The organism is Geodermatophilus bullaregiensis, from assembly GCF_016907675.1.
Taxonomy (GTDB): Bacteria; Actinomycetota; Actinomycetes; order Mycobacteriales; family Geodermatophilaceae; genus Geodermatophilus; species Geodermatophilus bullaregiensis.
Genome location: NZ_JAFBCJ010000001.1, coordinates 4,765,350 through 4,781,038, shown reverse-complemented (window position 1 = coordinate 4,781,038; position 15,689 = coordinate 4,765,350). Strand labels below are relative to the sequence as shown.

General features: G+C 73.6%; 15 protein-coding genes. 1 reads left to right on the top strand and 14 read right to left on the bottom strand.

The genetic code is table 11. The annotated features are described in order from the left end of the window. Positions 1 to 4: 4 nt before the first annotated feature. From JOD57_RS22905 to JOD57_RS22840, 14 genes are all read right to left on the bottom strand, one after another. Positions 5 to 1,477: an aldehyde dehydrogenase family protein gene (locus JOD57_RS22905; RefSeq protein ID WP_204694129.1), complete on the bottom strand. Its 1,473-nt coding sequence runs from the start codon at positions 1,475 to 1,477 to the stop codon at positions 5 to 7. Beyond that, entirely contained in the window at positions 1,474 to 2,007 is a 534-nt protein-coding gene (locus JOD57_RS22900; protein ID WP_307824873.1) for a MaoC family dehydratase, read from the bottom strand. The genes JOD57_RS22905 and JOD57_RS22900 overlap by 4 nt, the downstream gene beginning before the upstream one ends. Positions 2,008 to 2,009: 2 nt before the next feature. After that, positions 2,010 to 2,936, bottom strand: a complete 927-nt coding sequence (locus tag JOD57_RS22895; protein WP_204694128.1) for an HpcH/HpaI aldolase/citrate lyase family protein — start codon at positions 2,934 to 2,936, stop codon at positions 2,010 to 2,012. Between the two features lie 14 nt (positions 2,937 to 2,950). Further along, positions 2,951 to 4,117: an acyl-CoA dehydrogenase family protein gene (locus tag JOD57_RS22890; protein WP_307824872.1), complete on the bottom strand. Its 1,167-nt coding sequence runs from the start codon at positions 4,115 to 4,117 to the stop codon at positions 2,951 to 2,953. Positions 4,118 to 4,128: 11 nt separating this feature from the next. After that, positions 4,129 to 5,811: an AMP-binding protein gene (locus JOD57_RS22885; RefSeq protein ID WP_204694127.1), complete on the bottom strand. Its 1,683-nt coding sequence runs from the start codon at positions 5,809 to 5,811 to the stop codon at positions 4,129 to 4,131. A 50-nt stretch (positions 5,812 to 5,861) separates the two neighbouring features. Further along, positions 5,862 to 6,398, bottom strand: a complete 537-nt coding sequence (locus tag JOD57_RS22880; RefSeq protein ID WP_204694126.1) for a nuclear transport factor 2 family protein — start codon at positions 6,396 to 6,398, stop codon at positions 5,862 to 5,864. Beyond that, on the bottom strand, positions 6,398 to 7,123 hold the full coding sequence (locus tag JOD57_RS22875; RefSeq protein WP_204694125.1) for an ABC transporter ATP-binding protein: 726 nt from the start codon (positions 7,121 to 7,123) through the stop codon (positions 6,398 to 6,400). The genes JOD57_RS22880 and JOD57_RS22875 overlap by 1 nt, the downstream gene beginning before the upstream one ends. Next, entirely contained in the window at positions 7,107 to 7,913 is an 807-nt protein-coding gene (locus JOD57_RS22870) for an ABC transporter ATP-binding protein (RefSeq protein WP_204694124.1), read from the bottom strand. Before JOD57_RS22870 ends, JOD57_RS22875 begins: the two co-directional genes overlap by 17 nt. Then, positions 7,910 to 8,863, bottom strand: coding sequence for a branched-chain amino acid ABC transporter permease (locus JOD57_RS22865; protein WP_204694123.1), 954 nt, complete (start codon positions 8,861 to 8,863; stop codon positions 7,910 to 7,912). The genes JOD57_RS22870 and JOD57_RS22865 overlap by 4 nt, the downstream gene beginning before the upstream one ends. Further along, positions 8,860 to 9,750, bottom strand: coding sequence for a branched-chain amino acid ABC transporter permease (locus JOD57_RS22860; RefSeq protein ID WP_204694122.1), 891 nt, complete (start codon positions 9,748 to 9,750; stop codon positions 8,860 to 8,862). The genes JOD57_RS22865 and JOD57_RS22860 overlap by 4 nt, the downstream gene beginning before the upstream one ends. Before the next feature lie 71 nt (positions 9,751 to 9,821). Further along, entirely contained in the window at positions 9,822 to 10,973 is a 1,152-nt protein-coding gene (locus JOD57_RS22855; RefSeq protein WP_204694121.1) for an ABC transporter substrate-binding protein, read from the bottom strand. A gap of 413 nt (positions 10,974 to 11,386) precedes the next feature. Next, complete coding sequence (locus JOD57_RS22850) at positions 11,387 to 12,853, bottom strand: aldehyde dehydrogenase (protein ID WP_204694120.1); 1,467 nt, start codon at positions 12,851 to 12,853, stop codon at positions 11,387 to 11,389. A gap of 27 nt (positions 12,854 to 12,880) precedes the next feature. Then, positions 12,881 to 13,327, bottom strand: coding sequence for a nuclear transport factor 2 family protein (locus JOD57_RS22845; protein ID WP_204694119.1), 447 nt, complete (start codon positions 13,325 to 13,327; stop codon positions 12,881 to 12,883). Positions 13,328 to 13,337: 10 nt separating this feature from the next. Continuing rightward, positions 13,338 to 14,459 (bottom strand): NDMA-dependent alcohol dehydrogenase, encoded by a 1,122-nt coding sequence (locus tag JOD57_RS22840; RefSeq protein ID WP_307824871.1) that lies wholly within the window; start codon positions 14,457 to 14,459, stop codon positions 13,338 to 13,340. A 263-nt stretch (positions 14,460 to 14,722) separates the two neighbouring features. On the opposite strand from JOD57_RS22840, the gene JOD57_RS22835 reads away from it, so the two are divergent. Next, positions 14,723 to 15,664 carry an alpha/beta hydrolase gene (locus tag JOD57_RS22835; protein WP_204694118.1) on the top strand — a complete coding sequence of 314 codons (942 nt, stop codon included), beginning with the start codon at positions 14,723 to 14,725 and terminating at the stop codon, positions 15,662 to 15,664. Positions 15,665 to 15,689 lie beyond the last annotated feature (25 nt).

The following is a 15,689-nucleotide window of genomic DNA, read 5'->3' as shown; positions in this document are numbered from 1 at the left end:
GCGTTCACGGCCGCCACTGCACGTGCTGCGGCTCGAGGTACTCGCGGATGCCCCACTCGCCGATCTCCCGGCCGACGCCGGAGAGGCCGAAGCCGCCGAAGGGCGCGTCGGGCCGCATGTTGCCGCCGCCGTTGACCCACACCGTCCCCGCCCGCAGCCGCGCGGCCAGGGCCCGGCCGTGCTCGACGTCGGGGGTGTAGACGTTGGCCGCCAGGCCGTAGGCGGTGTCGTTGGCCAGCGCGACCGCCTCCTCCTCGGTGGCGAAGGGGACGACGACGCCGACCGGGCCGAACACCTCGGTCTGCACCAGCCGGTTGTCGTGCGGCAGTGCGGCGAACACGACCGGGTTGACGAAGTAGCCGCGGTCGGGGACCGGCGTGTCCAGCGACAGCACGATCTCCCCGCCGTCGGCCAGCCCGCCGTCGATGAACGACTGCACCCGCTGCCGGTGGTCCTCGCGGATCATCGGCCCGATGTTCACCTCGCGGTCCCACGGGTCGCCGACCCGGAGCGCGGTGAACGCCTCCCGCGAGGCGGCGAGGAAGTCGTCGACCAGGCTCTCGTGCACCAGCATCCGGGCCAGCGCCGCGCAGCCCTGGCCGCCGTTGCGCGCCCACCGGAGATGGATGTCGCGGGCCAGGGCGGCGGCGTCGACGCCGGGCAGCAGGATGTTGGGCGACTTGCCGCCGAGCTCGAGGGTGACGTTCTTCAGCCCGCGGGCGGCCTGCTCCATGATCCGGGCGCCGACGGCGTCGGAGCCGGTGAACGACACCCGGTCGACGCCGGGGTGGGTGGTCAGGTGCTGGCCGACCGAGGGCCCGTCGCCGACGAGGACGTTGATGACGCCGGCGGGGATGCCCGCCTCCTCGAAGAGCTCGCCCATCCACAGCGTGGTCAGCGGGGTGCGCGGGGAGGGCAGCAGGACCGTGGTGCACCCGGCCGCCAGGGCGGCGCCGAACTTGAAGACGGCGAGGTTGATCGGGTAGTTGTAGCCGGTGATGCAGGCCACCACGCCGGCCGGCCGGTAGGCCACCTCGGAGTAGCTGAGCACCGGGTCGTGCCAGGGCCCGAGCTGCACGGTGCGGTCCACCAGCGCCGCCTCGGCCTGCCACCGCAGGTGCGTGATGCCCAGCCGCACCTGCATGACCTCGGCGAAGGCGACCGGCGTGCCGACCTCGTTGACGATCGAGGCGGTGAGCCGCTCGACGTGGGACTCGAAGACGTCGGCCAGCCGGGAGATCGCGGCGCTGCGCTCCTGCGGGGAGGTCCGCGCCCACGCGGGGAAGGCGCGGCGGGCGGCGTCGATGGCGGCGTCGACCTGGGCGGCCGACGCCGTCGGCACGGTGGCGGTGACCTGCTCGGTGGCCGGGTTGACCGCCTCGATCACCGGCCCCTCCCCCGCGACGAGCCGGCCGTCGATCAGCAGCTCGCGGGTGGTGGGGACCCAGGTGCGCAGGTCGGTCTCGGTGGTCGTCATGCCCGCTGCTCCTCGGGGGTGCCGGTGGCGGTCGCGACGGGGGTCTCGTCCCCGAGGACCCGGGGGTTGGACCCCCCGTGCTCGGGGCTCCTGGCCATCAGGCCGACGCGGGTGCACCGCATGACCAGCTCGTCGTGCTGGTTGTAGCCGCGGTGCTCGAACCAGACGATGCCGCTGTCGGTGCGGCTCCTGCTCTCCCGCTTGTCGAGGATCGTCGTCTCCCCGCGCAGCGTGTCGCCGTGGAAGACCGGGTGCGGGAACTCGACCTTGTCGTAGCCGAGGTTGCCCAGCGTCGTCCCGAAGGTCAGCTCGAGCACGTGGAAGCCGCCGACCAGCGCGAGGGTGAAGAGGCTGTTGAACAGCGGCCGGCCGTGGATGGTGCCCTTGGCGAACTCGTGGTCGAGGTGCAGCGGCTGGGTGTTCATCGTCAGCGACGTGAACAGCACGTTGTCGGACTCGGTGACGGTCCGGGTGAACGGGTGCCGGTAGACCCGGCCGACCTCGAACTCCTCGAAGTACAGGCCTCGCACGGTCAGCGCCCTCCCTCGGGTGCGTCGATGGTGGGGACGGCCGGACCGGCGGCCCCGGGCAGGGACCTGGCGTGGGCCAGCCAGTCGCGCGCGGTGTCGGCGTGCGCCTTGTCGATGTGCACCCCGCGGTAGCGCACCGCGCCGGAGCCGGCGGCCGCGGCGGCCCGGTAGGCGGCCACCAGCCCCTCGTGGAACTCGATCTCCCCGGCGGTCGGCGTGAACGCCTCGTTGACCACCGGCACGTGGCCCGGGTGGATGGCGATCATGCCGCGGAAGCCGAGCTGGCGGCCCTTCTCGGCGAAGGTCTTCAGGCCGACCAGGTCGTCGAGTCGCTCCCACAGCCCGGTCAGCGGGTGGATGCCCGCCTCCCGGCACGCCAGCAGCACCCGGCTGCGCAGGTAGAGGGTCTCCTCCCCCTCCGGCGTCCACCGGTAGCCGACGGCCCGGGCGATGTCGGCGTGCTCGGCGGTCGGGCCGATCATCGCACCGACCCGCGGGGAGGCCGTCGCGATCTCCCGGGCGTGCTGGATGGCGGCGACCATCTCGACCGGGACGATGTACTCCAGCCCCTGCACGCCGTTGCGCGCCTCGAAGTGGTCGAGCAGCGCGTCGTAGCGCAGCACGTCGGTCGCGGTCTCGATCTTCGGCGCGAACACCCCGGTCAGCCCGGGGACGACGACGGCCTCGAGGTCGGCGCCGGTCTGCCGGGTGTCGAGCGGGTTGACCCGGACGAACAGCCCGACGCGGGAGTCGCGCTGGCGGACGGCGCGGATCGACGTCGCCACGGTCTCCCGGGCGCCGGCCTTCAGGTCGGCGGGCACGGAGTCCTCGAGGTCGAGCACGACGCAGTCGGCGCCGGCGGCCAGCGCCTTGTCCAGCCACTGGGGCTTGTGGCCGGGGACGAACAGGACCGAGCGGTACGGGACCATCAGCGCGCCTCCTCTCAGTAACTACGGGGCAGGCCCAGCACGTGCTCGGCCGTGTAGTTGAGGACCATCTCCTGGCTGATCGGCGCGATGCGCATGAGCCGGGCCTCGCGGAAGTACCGCTCGACGTGGAACTCCTTGCCGTAGCCGAACCCGCCGTGCACCTGCAGGGCGACGTCGGCGGCGAGGAAGCCGGCCTCGGCGCAGAGGAACTTCGCCGCGTTGGCCTCCCGGCCGCACGGCAGCCCCCGGTCGACCAGCCAGGCCGCCTTCTGCACGACCTGCTCGGCGGCGTCGAGGCGGATGGCGGCGTCGGCGAGCTGGAAGCTGATGCCCTGGTTCTGCCCGATCGGGCGGCCGAACACCTCGCGCTGCTTGGCGTACTCGGTGCCGCGGCGCAGCGCCGCCCGGCCGATGCCGAGCGCGGCGTTGGCGCTGATCACCCGCTCGGCGTTGAGCCCGCCGAGGATGGTGCGGAAGCCGTGGCCGACCTCGCCGACGACGTCCTCGTCGGCCACGAACAGGTCGTCGATGAACAGCTCGTTGGTGTCGACGGCGTTGCGGCCCATCTTGGGGATCTCGCGGATCTGCACGTGCTCGCGGTCCACCGGCGCGAAGAACAGCGTCAGCCCGGCCGTCTTCTTGCCGTTCGGGTCGCGCGGGCTGGTGCGGGCCAGCAGCAGCATCCGCTGCGCCTCCTGCGCCTTGGTGATCCACACCTTCTTGCCCGAGACGAGCCAGCCGCCGTCGACCTTGCGGGCGGCGGTGGACAGGTTGGTGGTGTCGGTGCCGGCGTCGGGCTCGGTGACGGCGAAGGAGACGTGCAGCTCGCCGCTCACCGCCTGGGGCAGGAACCGCTGCTTGAGCGACTCCGAGCCGTGCTCGATGACCGGGTGGAAGCCGAAGATGCCGATGTGGACGGCGCTGCAGCCGCCCATGCCGGCGCCCGAGGCGGCGATCTCGTACTCGACGAGCGCGGCCTCGGTGACGCCGAGCCCGCCGCCGCCGTACTCCTCGGGGATGGTCAGCCCGAGCCAGCCGGCGTCGCGCACCGCGTCGTAGAACTCCCAGGGGAACTCGTGCGAGGTGTCGTGCTGCATCCAGTACTCGTCCGGGAAGGGCCGGCACATGGCCCGGACGGCCTCTCGGATCTCCTTGTGGGTGGGGTCCTCGGTGTAGTCCACGGCGGTCCTCCTCAGCGGGCGCCGGCCGGCGCGGCTGCGGCGGTCCGGTCGTGGGCGGTCCGGTCGTGGGTGTCGGGGGTGACGCCCTCGGCGCGCAGCCGGGCCTTCTGCACCTTCTCCGAGGGCGTCTTGGGCAGCGCGTCGACGAAGCGGACGTAGCGCGGGACGGCGAAGCCCGGCACCCGGCCGAGGCAGTGCTCCCACAGCTGCGCCGCGGTGACACCGGGGCCGGCCGGGTCGGGCACGACGAAGGCCATGACCTCGTCCTCGCCGGCCTCGGAGTCCGCCGCCACCCCGACGACGGCGACCTCGAGCACGCCCGGGTGGGACAGCAGGCCCTGCTCGACCTCGTAGGAGCTGATGTTCTCCCCGCGGCGGCGCAGCGCGTCCTTGTAGCGGTCGACGAAGTAGTACCAGCCGTCGGCGTCCCGGCGCAGGGCGTCGCCGGTGTGGAACCACAGGTTGCGCCAGGCCTCGGCGGTCTTCTCCGGCATGCCGAAGTAGCCCAGCGAGCAGGTCCACGGGTGCCGTGGGCGGACGACGAGCTCGCCGACCTCGCCGACGGGCACCTCGCGGTCGGTCTCGGGGTCGACCAGCCGGACGTCGAACCAGTCGGCGGCCTGCAGGCCCGCGGCGCCGGCGGGCCGCTCCTCGCCGTAGGGCGACAGGATCGGCGCGCTGGTCTCGGTGAGGCCGAAGACCTCGGTGAACGCCTCGATGCCGTACCGCGCCTTGAACCCCTCGACGATCGAGCTGGCCGTCGGGGCGGCGAACACGGTGCGCAGCACGTTGTCGGCGTCGTCCGGGCGCGGGGGCTGCTTCCAGACGAAGTCCATCATCACGCCGATGAGGTTGGTGGCGGTCACACCGGAGGTGCGGAGCTGGTCGACCCAGCGGCTGGCGCTGAACCGGGGCCGGCAGACCAGCCGGGCGCCGGCGATGAGCGCCGGGTAGGCCGCCATGAACTGGGCGTTGCCGTGGAACAGCGGCGTGCAGGTGAAGTAGGTGTCCTCCGGCGTGAGCCGCTGCAGGCTGACGACCTCCTGGCCGAAGAAGTACATCTGCGCGTGCGGCATGGCGACGCCCTTGGACGGGCCGGTCGTGCCGGAGGTGAAGAAGATCGAGGCCAGCGCGTGCGGCGGCGGCGACGGGAACGCCGCGCCGGGACGGGCGCCGACGGCGAGGTCCTCCCACGGGTCGGCGGCCCAGCCGTGCTCGCGCAGCAGGGCCAGCGCCTGCTCGCGGCTGCCGGTGTCGACCACCCAGAAGTGCTCGATCACCCGGGCGGCGTCGCCGGCGGCGGGGAACTTGGCGGCCTGGACGTCGTCGACCACGGCCCACCGGGGCGCCGCGGTGGCCACCTGGTGCTCGAGGAAGACGCCCTCGTAGGCGGTGTTGACCGGCACCTCGACGGTGCCGCCGACGCCCGTGCCGAGCCAGGTGCGCAGGAACTGCGAGGAGTTGGCGGCCATGACCAGCACCCGGTCGCCCTCGCGCGCACCGGCCTCGGCCAGCCGGTCGGCCACCGACTCGGCCTGGGCCAGCGCCTGCGCGTAGCTGAGGGTCAGCCCCTCCTCCGGCAGGTCGAACAGGACCGCGTCGGGACGGCGGGCCGCGTGGTGGCGCAGTACCGTCGCGAGCGTCCAGTCGCCCTGGTCCGGGAAGACCGGCACGAGCTCGGTGTAGTAGCGCATGTCTCCCCTACCGACGGGGTCCCGCACCTCTTGTGCGGACGTGAACCCACCTAATCATGTGCATGGTTGTTTGACCAGTCCTCCGCCGTCGACCCGGCCACCGACTCCGGCGTGCCGGCGTGGGCGAAGCGGGCCTCCGCGGCGGGCAGGTGCACGACCCGGTCGACGGAGATGCGCTTGTGCGCGATGAGCAGGTCGCCGTCGCGCTCGACGTGGTCGTCGGCGTAGGTGCCGGTGACCACCCGCGTCCGGCCCTGCTCGAACATCGTGGCCTGGAAGTAGGCCGACGTCGTGATCACGTCACCGGTGCGATGGGCGAGCACGTTGGTGACCACGTGCCGGCAGACCGGGATCTGCATCGCGTTGTGCGCCCGGTAGACGTCGAGGAACGCCTCGACGCCGGACTCGGTCGGCAGGTCGCCGCGGGTGACGCCGACGTCGTCGGTGACCATCGCGCGCAGCGCCCCGAGGTCGCCGGCGTCGACCGCCAGCGCGTAGCGGGCGTACAGGCGCGCGCTGCGCGCGCCGAGCAGTGCCGGGTCCTCGGTCGTGGTCGGGTCCGGGCCCGCCGGGGTGGAGGTGGCCATCAGGCGTCCTGGCCGGTCAGCGCGGCCTCGCCGAGGAACGCGCGCAGCACGGACGCGTTGGACCGCGCCTGCGCAGCCGGGCCGGTGAACACGACCTCGCCGCGGGCCATCGCCACGACGTCGTCGGCGACCTCCAGGCCCAGCTCCGCGTTCTGCTCCACCAGCAGGACCGACAGGCCCTCGTCGGCCATCGCGCGGACGGCCTCCAGGACCGACTCGACCATCGTGGGGGCCAGCCCCATGGACGGCTCGTCGAGCATGATCACCCGCGGCGAGCTCATCAGCGCCCGCCCGAAGGCCAGCATCTGCTGCTCGCCGCCCGACAGCAGCCCGGCCGGACCGGACCGCCGCTCGCGCAGGATCGGGAACATGGTGAACACCCGCTCGAGGACCTCCCGGGAGCGCTCGCGGGAGGCGGTGTAGCCGCCGAGGACGAGGTTCTCCTCGACCGTCAGCGGCGCGAACACCCGGCGGCCCTCGGGCACCAGCACCATCCCGGCCCGCACGATGCGGTGCGGCGCCAGCCCGGTGACGTCGCGGCCGTCCAGGGTGACCCGGCCGGCGTGCGGCCTCACCAGCCCGGCGGCGGCACGCAGCGTGCTGGTCTTGCCCGCCCCGTTGGCGCCGAGGACCAGGGTCACCCGGCCCGGCGTCGCCGACAGGCCCACGCCCCGGACCGCCTCCGCCGTCGCGTACCGGACGTGCAGGTCAGCGATCTCCAGCACGGTTCCACCTCTTCCCCAGGTAGGCCTCCTGGACCGACGGGTCCCGGACGACGTCGCGCGGGGCGCCCTCGGCGATGGGCCGGCCCTGGTTCATCGCCAGCAGCCGGTCGCAGGTGTCGACCATCATCGAGACGTCGTGCTCGACGAGCAGCTGCGTGAGCCCCTCGTCGCGCAGCCGGCGCAGCAGGCCGGCCACCTCCAGCCGCTCGGGCTGGTTCATCCCCGCGGTCGGCTCGTCGAGCATGAGCACGCGCGGCCGGCCGGCGAGCGCGCGGGCGATCTCCACCCGGCGGGCGGTGCCGTAGGACAGCTCGCCGGGGCGCAGGTCGAGCAGGTCGCCGACCCCGGTGCGCTCGACGGCCTCCTCGACCGCCTCGGGCACGCTGCGGCGGACCAGCTCGCGCAGCCGGGCGGCGCGGCCGAGGCGGAGGTCGGCGCCGAGCTGGATGTTGCCGAGCACGGTGAGGTCGGGCAGCAGCCGCACGGTCTGGAAGGTCCGCGCGATGCCGCGGTGCGCCAGCCGGGCGGCCGGTGCGCGGCCGTAGTCCTCGCCGTCGAGGGTGAGCCGGCCCCGGGTGAGCGGCAGCAGCCGGGTCAGCGCGGCCAGCAGGGTGCTCTTACCCGACCCGTTGGGACCCAGGATGCCGAGGACCCGGCCGGTCTCGAGGGTGAGGTCGACGCCGTCGACGGCCTTGATGCCGCCGAAGTGCACCGCGACGTCGGTGCCCTGCAGCACGGCGGTGGCCGGCGCCGGCACGCCGTCCCCGGGCCGGTCGTCCAGGGCGGTCACGGCCGGGCCTCCGCCGCCGGGCCGCCGAGGGCGGCGAGCTCCTGCGCGGGGTCGGGGGCGACCACCGCCACCGGGGCGGCGGCGCCGCCGGCCGGGATCGGCCGGTGGCGGGTCCGCAGTCGGTGCCAGCCGTCCTGGGCCAGGCCGAGCAGGCCGCCCGGCACCCAGACGGCGGCCGCGGCCACGATCACGCCGTAGACCACCAGCTGCCAGTCGCCGACGACCTGCAGGACGCTGGGCAGCCAGGTGAAGATCACCGCGCCGATCGCCGCACCCGCCCAGGACAGCGCCCCGCCCACGATGATCATCGTCAGCGCGGTGACCACCAGGTGGAAGCCGACGGTCTCGGGCGAGACGGTGGTGCGCAGCAGGCTGTTCATCCCGCCGGCGGCCGCGCCGAGGGCCCCGCTGACCACGAACACCCGCCGACGGACCCGGGTGACGTCGATGCCGAGGGAGACCGCCAGGTGCGGGTCCTCCCGGACGGCGTCGACCCGGCGGCCGTAGGCGCCCCGCTCGCCGGCGGCCAGCAGCAGCGCCACGACGACGGTCACCGCGACCACGTGCCCGGTGGTCAGCGTGCTGATCGCGCCGTAGAGCCCGGTGGCACCGCCGGTGAGGTCGCCGCCGTTGGTGGCCAGGACACCGAGGAAGAGCGCGAAGGAGATGGTGGCCATGCCGAGGTAGAGGCCGGAGAGCCGGGCCACCAGCAGGGCCAGGAGGTACCCGGCGGCGGCCGCGACCAGCACGCCGGCCCCGATGGCCAGCACCGGGGCGAGCTGGGCGCGGATGGTGAGGATCGCCGCGGTGTAGGCGCCGATGGCGTAGCTGCCGACGCCGGCGAAGGAGAACACCCCCGCGCGCAGCGGCACCTGGATCGACAGGGCCAGCAGGAAGCTGATGAAGGTGGACTGGACGAGGACCAGGTGCGAGAAGTACCAGGCGTTCACGTTCGGCGGACCTCCTGGCGGCCCAGCAGGCCGTTCGGCCGGACGAGGAGCATGAGGAAGATGACGCCGAAGGCGATGGCCGGCGCCCAGGTGCCCGAGGTCGTGACCAGGACCAGCGTCTCGATCCCGGCGAGGACGAGTGCCCCGAGGACCACGCCGGCGATGCTGCCGACGCCGCCGAGGATGATCGCGGCGAAGGCCTTGAGCAGGAACGCGTCGCCGGTCTCCGGGGCGATCGAGCCCAGGTAGTAGGTGAGCAGGACGCCGGCCAGCCCGGCCAGGCCGCCGGCGACGGCCATCGTCAGCAGCGCCAGGCGGCGGCGGTCGACGCCCATCATCGAGGCGACCTCGGCGTCGACGCCGATCGCGCGCAGCGCCAGCCCGGGCCGGGCGGCCCGCAACCACCAGCCGATGACGGCGGCCAGCCCGAACGCGGCCACCAGCGTCACGATCTGCACGTTGCTGACCCGGACGAAGCCCCAGTCGTAGGTGCTGATCCGGAACGTGCTGGCGGAGTAGCCGAACGGGACGCTGCGGGTGAGGTACTGCGCCACCGCCAGGGGGATGATCGCGATGCCGATGCCGCCGACGAGGATCTGCATCTCGGCCTTGCGGTGGTCGGTGGCCCGCCGCTGGATCGGCTCGAAGGCCAGCACCTGGACCAGCAGCGAGAGCACCGCGCCGACCAGCACGCCGACGGCCAGCATCGCCGGGAGCGGCAGCGGCACCTCCTGCACGAGCAGGTGGGCGGTGAACGCGGCGAACATGAAGATCGAGCCGTGGGCGAAGTTGAGGATGCCGATCGTCCCCCAGGCCAGGCTCATCCCGAGGGCGAACAGCAGGTACAGCGACCCGAGGGTCAGTGCGTTGAGCACGTCCTGTGCCATGGGTTTCCTCCCTCGCGGTCCGGTGCCGGCGGCCGGCCGGCACCGGAGCGCGGTGCGGGGTCAGCGGGCGGTCAGGACCCGGCCTCGACCGGGACCTCGGCGCTGCCGTCCCACCGGACGAGGACCCCGGGGACACGGGCGTCGTTGCCCTCGAAGGTGATCTCGCCCTGGGCGCCGTCGAAGCCCTCGCCGGCGACGGCGGCCAGGCCCTCCTGGACCGCGGCGCGGTCGGTGCTGCCGGCCTCGGCGATGCCGCGCGCGAGGAACCACATCGCGTCGTAGGCCTCGGCGGCGTAGTTGTTGGGCTCCTCGCCGTCGTACTCCTCGCGGTAGGCCTCGACGAACGTCCGGGTGCTCTCGACGTCCTGCTCCGCGGTGAAGTTGGTCGGCCACACGAAGCCGGCCGCGCCCTCCCCGGCCGAGGACAGGTTGCCGGCACCGGCGGCGCTCATGCCGATCAGCTCGCCGTCGTAGCCGGCCTGGCGCAGCTGGGTGATCGCCACCGGGTACTGCGGGCCCTGCACCATGAGGAAGGCCGCGTCCGGGTCCTCGCCGGCGATCGAGGACGCCGGGGTGGTGAAGTCCTGCTGGGTCGCCTCGACCCCGCCGGTGCTGAGCACCTCGAAGCCGTGCTCGGCGGCCAGTTCCGGGACGACCTCCTGGCCGAGCTGGACCAGCGTCGGGTTGCCGCTGTTGAACAGCACCGAGGCCGTCGTGACGCCCTGCTGCTCGGCGTAGTCGCCGGCCAGGTCGAAGTAGGAGGCCGCCGGGGGCGTGATGCGGAAGGTGTAGTCGCCGATGACGACGCCCTCGCTACCGGCCTGCACGTAGACGGTGGGCATGCCCTGCTGGTCGACGATCGGCGAGACCGCGGTGGCCTGCGCGCTGGCCTCGGGGCCGACGATCGCCACGTAGGACGGGTCGGCGATCGCCTGGCTGGCGAAGCTGGCCGCCTCCTGCGGGCTGCTGGCGCTGTCCCGGCTGTCGACCTCGATCGTCGTCTCCCCGAGCAGGCCGTCGGCCTCGATCTGCGCGATCGCCAGGTCGATGCCCTTCTGCGCGTTGAGGCCGGCGAAGGAGACCGGCCCGGTCAGCGCGCGGATGCTCATGATCCGGAGCGTGTCGGGGAGTCCCTCGGCGCCGCTGCCGCCACCGGCGTCGCTCCCGCTGCCGGAGGTGCCCGAGCCCGGCGAGGTGCAGGCGGCGAGGCCGAGCGCGAGCACGAGGGCCGCTCCGCCGCGTGCTCCGCGACCGGCCGGGCGCCGTCGCGCCGTTCCCGCTTCCGCCATGGCGTGCCTCCGAAGGCTTGTAATCATGTGCAGGGTTAGCGGGACTGTAACGACGGCCACACGAGCTGTCCAGACCCGAGTGGCGCCGGCTCGCACGTCCGGCGGGCACCTCGCCGGGGGTGCGGGCCGGACGCGGGTGGCCGCGCCGCCCGGTCGCGGGACGTGCACGCACCGCGGTCCCCAGGGCCTGCGGTCCGCGGCACGTGCACACACCGCGGCCGCACCGGCCCCGGACGCGGAGCGGCTCCGGTCCCCTGGGGGACCGGAGCCGCGGCCGGGGCAGGAGCGGCCCTCCTGCAGGGGCCCGCCGCGAGCCCGCGAGCGGTGGGGGGCAGGAGGGTCCTTCCTCAGATGCCCTGGATCATCTTGGTCTCGAGGAAGCCCGCGATGCCCTCGGGACCGCCCTCGCGGCCCAGCCCGGACTGCTTGTAGCCCCCGAAGGGCTGGGTGACGCACATGCCCCAGTCGTTGACGTAGATCTGGCCGGTGCGCACCCGCCGGGCCACCTTCTCCCCGGTCTCCGTGTCGGCCGTGAACACCGCGCCGGAGAGGCCGTACTGGGAGTCGTTGGCGATGCGGACGGCGTCGTCGACGGTGTCGTAGGGGATCACCACGATGACCGGGCCGAAGATCTCCTCCTGCGCGATGCGCATGGAGTTGTCCACGTCGGCGAACAGCGTCGGCTGGACGTAGTAGCCCCGGTCCAGCCCGGGCGGCCGCCCGCCGCCGGTGACCAGGCGCGCGCCCTCCTCGATGCCGGTGGCGATGTAGCCCTCCACCCGCTCGCGCTGGCGCTCGGCGGCCAGCGGGCCGAGGACGGTGCCCTCGGCGCGCGGGTCACCGACCGGCACCGACTCCATGATCGCCTTGACCTGCTCGACCACCTCGTCCTGCTTGTCCCGCGGGACGACGAGCCGGGTGAGCGCGGCGCAGACCTGACCGGAGCTGCCGATGCCGGCGAAGGTGACCGTCTGCGCGACCGCGGCGAGGTCGGCGTCGGGCAGCACGATGGCCGCCGACTTGCCGCCGAGCTCCAGCGTCACGCGGGCGATCCGCTCGGCGCACAGCGCCATGATCCGCCGGCCGGCCGCCGTCGAGCCGGTGAAGGACACCTTGTCGACGTCGGGGTGCCTGACCAGGTGCTCGCCGACCTCGCGCCCGCCGGGCAGCACGCTCACGACGCCCTCGGGCAGGCCCGCGGCCTCCAGCGCCTCGGCCAGGACCATCACCGACACCGGGCCCTCGGGCGCCGGCTTCAGGACGACGGTGCACCCCGCGGCCAGCGCCGGGGCGATCTTCAGCGACGCGGTGGCGACCGGCCCGTTCCACGGGATGATCACCGCGGCCACGCCGACCGGCTCCTTGACGATCGTCGCCTCGCCGCCGCCGGCGACCTGCCGACGCTCCTCGAGCTGCAGGGTGGCCGCCAGCGTCGCGGCGTCGTCCCACATCGCCGTGGCGTTGGCGTGGAAGGCCTTGCTGATCATGGCGGGGGCGCCGATCTCGACGGTGAAGGACGCCTCCATCTCCGGGATCCGCCGGCCCACCTCCTCCCCCACCCGGCGCAGCGCGGCCGCCCGCTCGGCCGGAGCCATCCGGGGCCAGGGCCCCTCGTCGAAGGCCTCCCGGGCAGCGGCGACGGCGGCGTCCATGTCCGCCGGGCTCGCGTGCGGGACGGTGGCCACGACCTGCTCGGTGATCGGGCTGACCACCTCGATCACCGCGTCGGTGGCCGGCGGCACCCAGCGGCCGCCGATGAAGAGCTTGTCGAACGAGCGCACGCCGGTGCCGGCGCGCTCCTCCACTGCGGTCATGCCGGTCCTTCCAGGTGGGTGACGGGCTCAGGCATCGAAGCCCTCGAGCTCGGGCGGGGTGAGTGCGGAGATGCGGCGGGTGGCGATGCGCCAGCCCTCGGGTGTGCGCCGGTAGGTGTCCTCGTTGAGCGCGATCGCCTTGAACGCGGCACCGCTCTTCGTGTGGCCCTCGGAGAAGACGTAGTTGGTGCCGGTCGCCGTCGTCCCGTCCTCGCCGAGGTCGACGACGTGGTTGGTGATCACGTGGAACTGGTCGGCGATGGCCGCCGCGTCCCGCTCGAAGAAGCCGCGGATCGCCGCGATGCCCTCGAACCGCTCGAGGCCGACGGCGGTGGCGTCCCAGACGGCGTCGTCGGTGAAGGCCGAGGCGGCCTCCTGCGGGTCGAAGCGGTCCAGCCCGCGGGCGTAGACGTGGGTGGCCCGCTGGATGTCGAGCACGTCGGCCACCCGGCTGTCGGGCCGCGTGAGCGTCATCGTCGCCGCCTCAGTCGTCGTAGACGATGACGCCGCGGATGTTCTTGCCCTCGCGCATGTCGGCGAAGGCCTCGTTGATGTCCTCGAGCTTGTAGGTCTTCGTGATCAGCTCGTCGAGCTTGAACTGGCCGGCCTTGTACATCTCGGCGATCAGCGGGATGTCGTTCTTCGAGTTGGTCGTGCCGTAGAGCGAGCCCTGCAGCCGCTTGCCCGACATCGCGAAGCTGAACAGGTCGAACTGGACGTCGCGCTGCAGCACCGGCGCGGCCGCCGTCAGCACGATGACGCCGCCGCGGCGGGTGAGCTGGTTGGCCTGCTCGACGATGTCCCCGCGGGCGACGTCGACGGTGATGATCACCCGGTCGGCGCCCTGGCCGTTGGTCATCTGCTCGATCAGCTTCTGCGCCTCCTCGAAGGAGCCCACGGAGTGGGTGGCGCCGAACTGCTTGGCCTTCTCCCGCTTGACGGGCACCGGGTCGACCGTGACGACGTTGCGCGCGCCGCGGTGCACCGCGCCCTGGACGGCGTTCATGCCGACGCCGCCGGTGCCGAGGACGACGACGGTGTCGCCGAGCTGGATCTCGGCGGCGTAGACCGCCGAGCCCCAGCCGGTGGGTACGCCGCAGCCGATCAGCGACGCGGGCATCAGCGGGATCGACGGGTCGATCCGCACCGCGGAGTCGACCGGCACGGTGACGTAGGGGCTGAACGTGCCCAGGTAGCTCATCGCGCCGACGCCCTGGCCGCGCGCGTGGATGCGGTGGGTGCCGTCGGGCGCGTAGCCGGCGAGGACCCCCGCGCCCAGCACGCACATGTTCGCGCGGCCGGACACGCACATCCGGCACTTGCCGCAGGAGGGCAGGAAGGAGAGGACGACGTGGTCGCCCTCGGCCAGGTCGGTGACCTCCGGGCCGACCTCGGTGACGACGCCGGCACCCTCGTGGCCGCCGAGCACGGGCGCCCACGGCAGCGGGATGTCGCCGGTGTCGAGGTGGTCGTCGCTGTGGCAGATGCCCGACGAGGTGAGCTTGACCATCACCTCGCCGCGCTTGGGCGGGTCGAGCTCGATCTCCTCGACGCTCCACCCCGAACGGGTCCCGGGCTCCCACAGCAGTGCTCCGACGGTCTTCACGGCGCTCCTCGGTGTCGACGGTCCACGGGGCGTCGTCGCTCCCGGGGTCGTGGGCGGGTCGGTCGCCGGAGAGGCGTCAGCGGGCCCGCGGGGTGACCGTAGCCACACCCGTCGCCTCGGCGGAAGAGTCCATGCGCATCTTTCGCAGGTTCGGCTGGACGCGCCGGACGGGGGTTGTATCCCTGCGCATGGTCCACCTACTTTGTGTGCTCTGAGTCACCGCAGGCGGCGACGCGGCCGCCCGGTCCCCTGGAGGCACGCGCATGGCCCTGGACGAGGCGACGACGGCCCTGCTCACGCAGCTGGCCGAGAGCGGCACCAAGCCGCTGCACGAGATGACCCCGGAGGAGGCCCGCGGGCTGACCGCCATGCTGGGCGGGATGTACGGGCCGGGCCCGGAGGTGCACCGCGCCGAGGACGCCGCGGCGCCGCGGCCGGACGGGACGTCGATCCCGCTGCGCGTGCTGGTGCCCACCGAGCGGCCGCGGGGCGTCGTCGTCTACTACCACGGCGGCGGCTGGGTGATCGGCGCGCTGCCGGAGTTCGAGACGCTGGGCCGCAAGCTCGCCCAGGCGACCGGCTGCGCCGTCGTCCTCGTCGACTACCGGATGGCGCCGGAGGACCCCTACCCGGCCGCCGCCGACGACGCGTTCACCGCACTGGAGTGGGTGGCCGCGCACCGCGCCGAGGTCGCCGGCGGCGAGGTGCCGCTGCTGGTGGCCGGCGACAGCGCCGGGGGCAACCTCGCCGCGATCGTGTCCCAGAAGGCCCGCGCGGCCGGCGGCCCGGAGATCGCGGTGCAGGTCCTCGTCTACCCGGTGACCGACTGCGACCTGGACAACGGCTCCTACACCGACCCGGCCAACCAGCTGATGCTCAACCGCGAGTCGATGGCCTGGTTCTGGGACCTCTACGCCCCCGAGCACGCGATGCGGCAGAACCCCGACGCCTGCCCGTCGAAGGCCGCCGACCTCTCCGGCCTGCCGCCAGCCGTCGTCCTGCTGGCCGAGCACGACGTCCTGCGCCAGGAGGGCCAGGAGTACGCCGAGGCGCTGGAACGGGCCGGCGTCCCCGTGCAGTCCCGCGTGTTCGAGGGCCAGATGCACGGCTTCTTCACGATGGCCAACGTGCTCCCCGGCAGCGACGCCGGCATCGCCTACGTCGCCGAGGCCGTCGACCGCCAGCTCACCACCCAGCCCGCCTGACCCGCCATCCCCCGGTCGCGCGGCA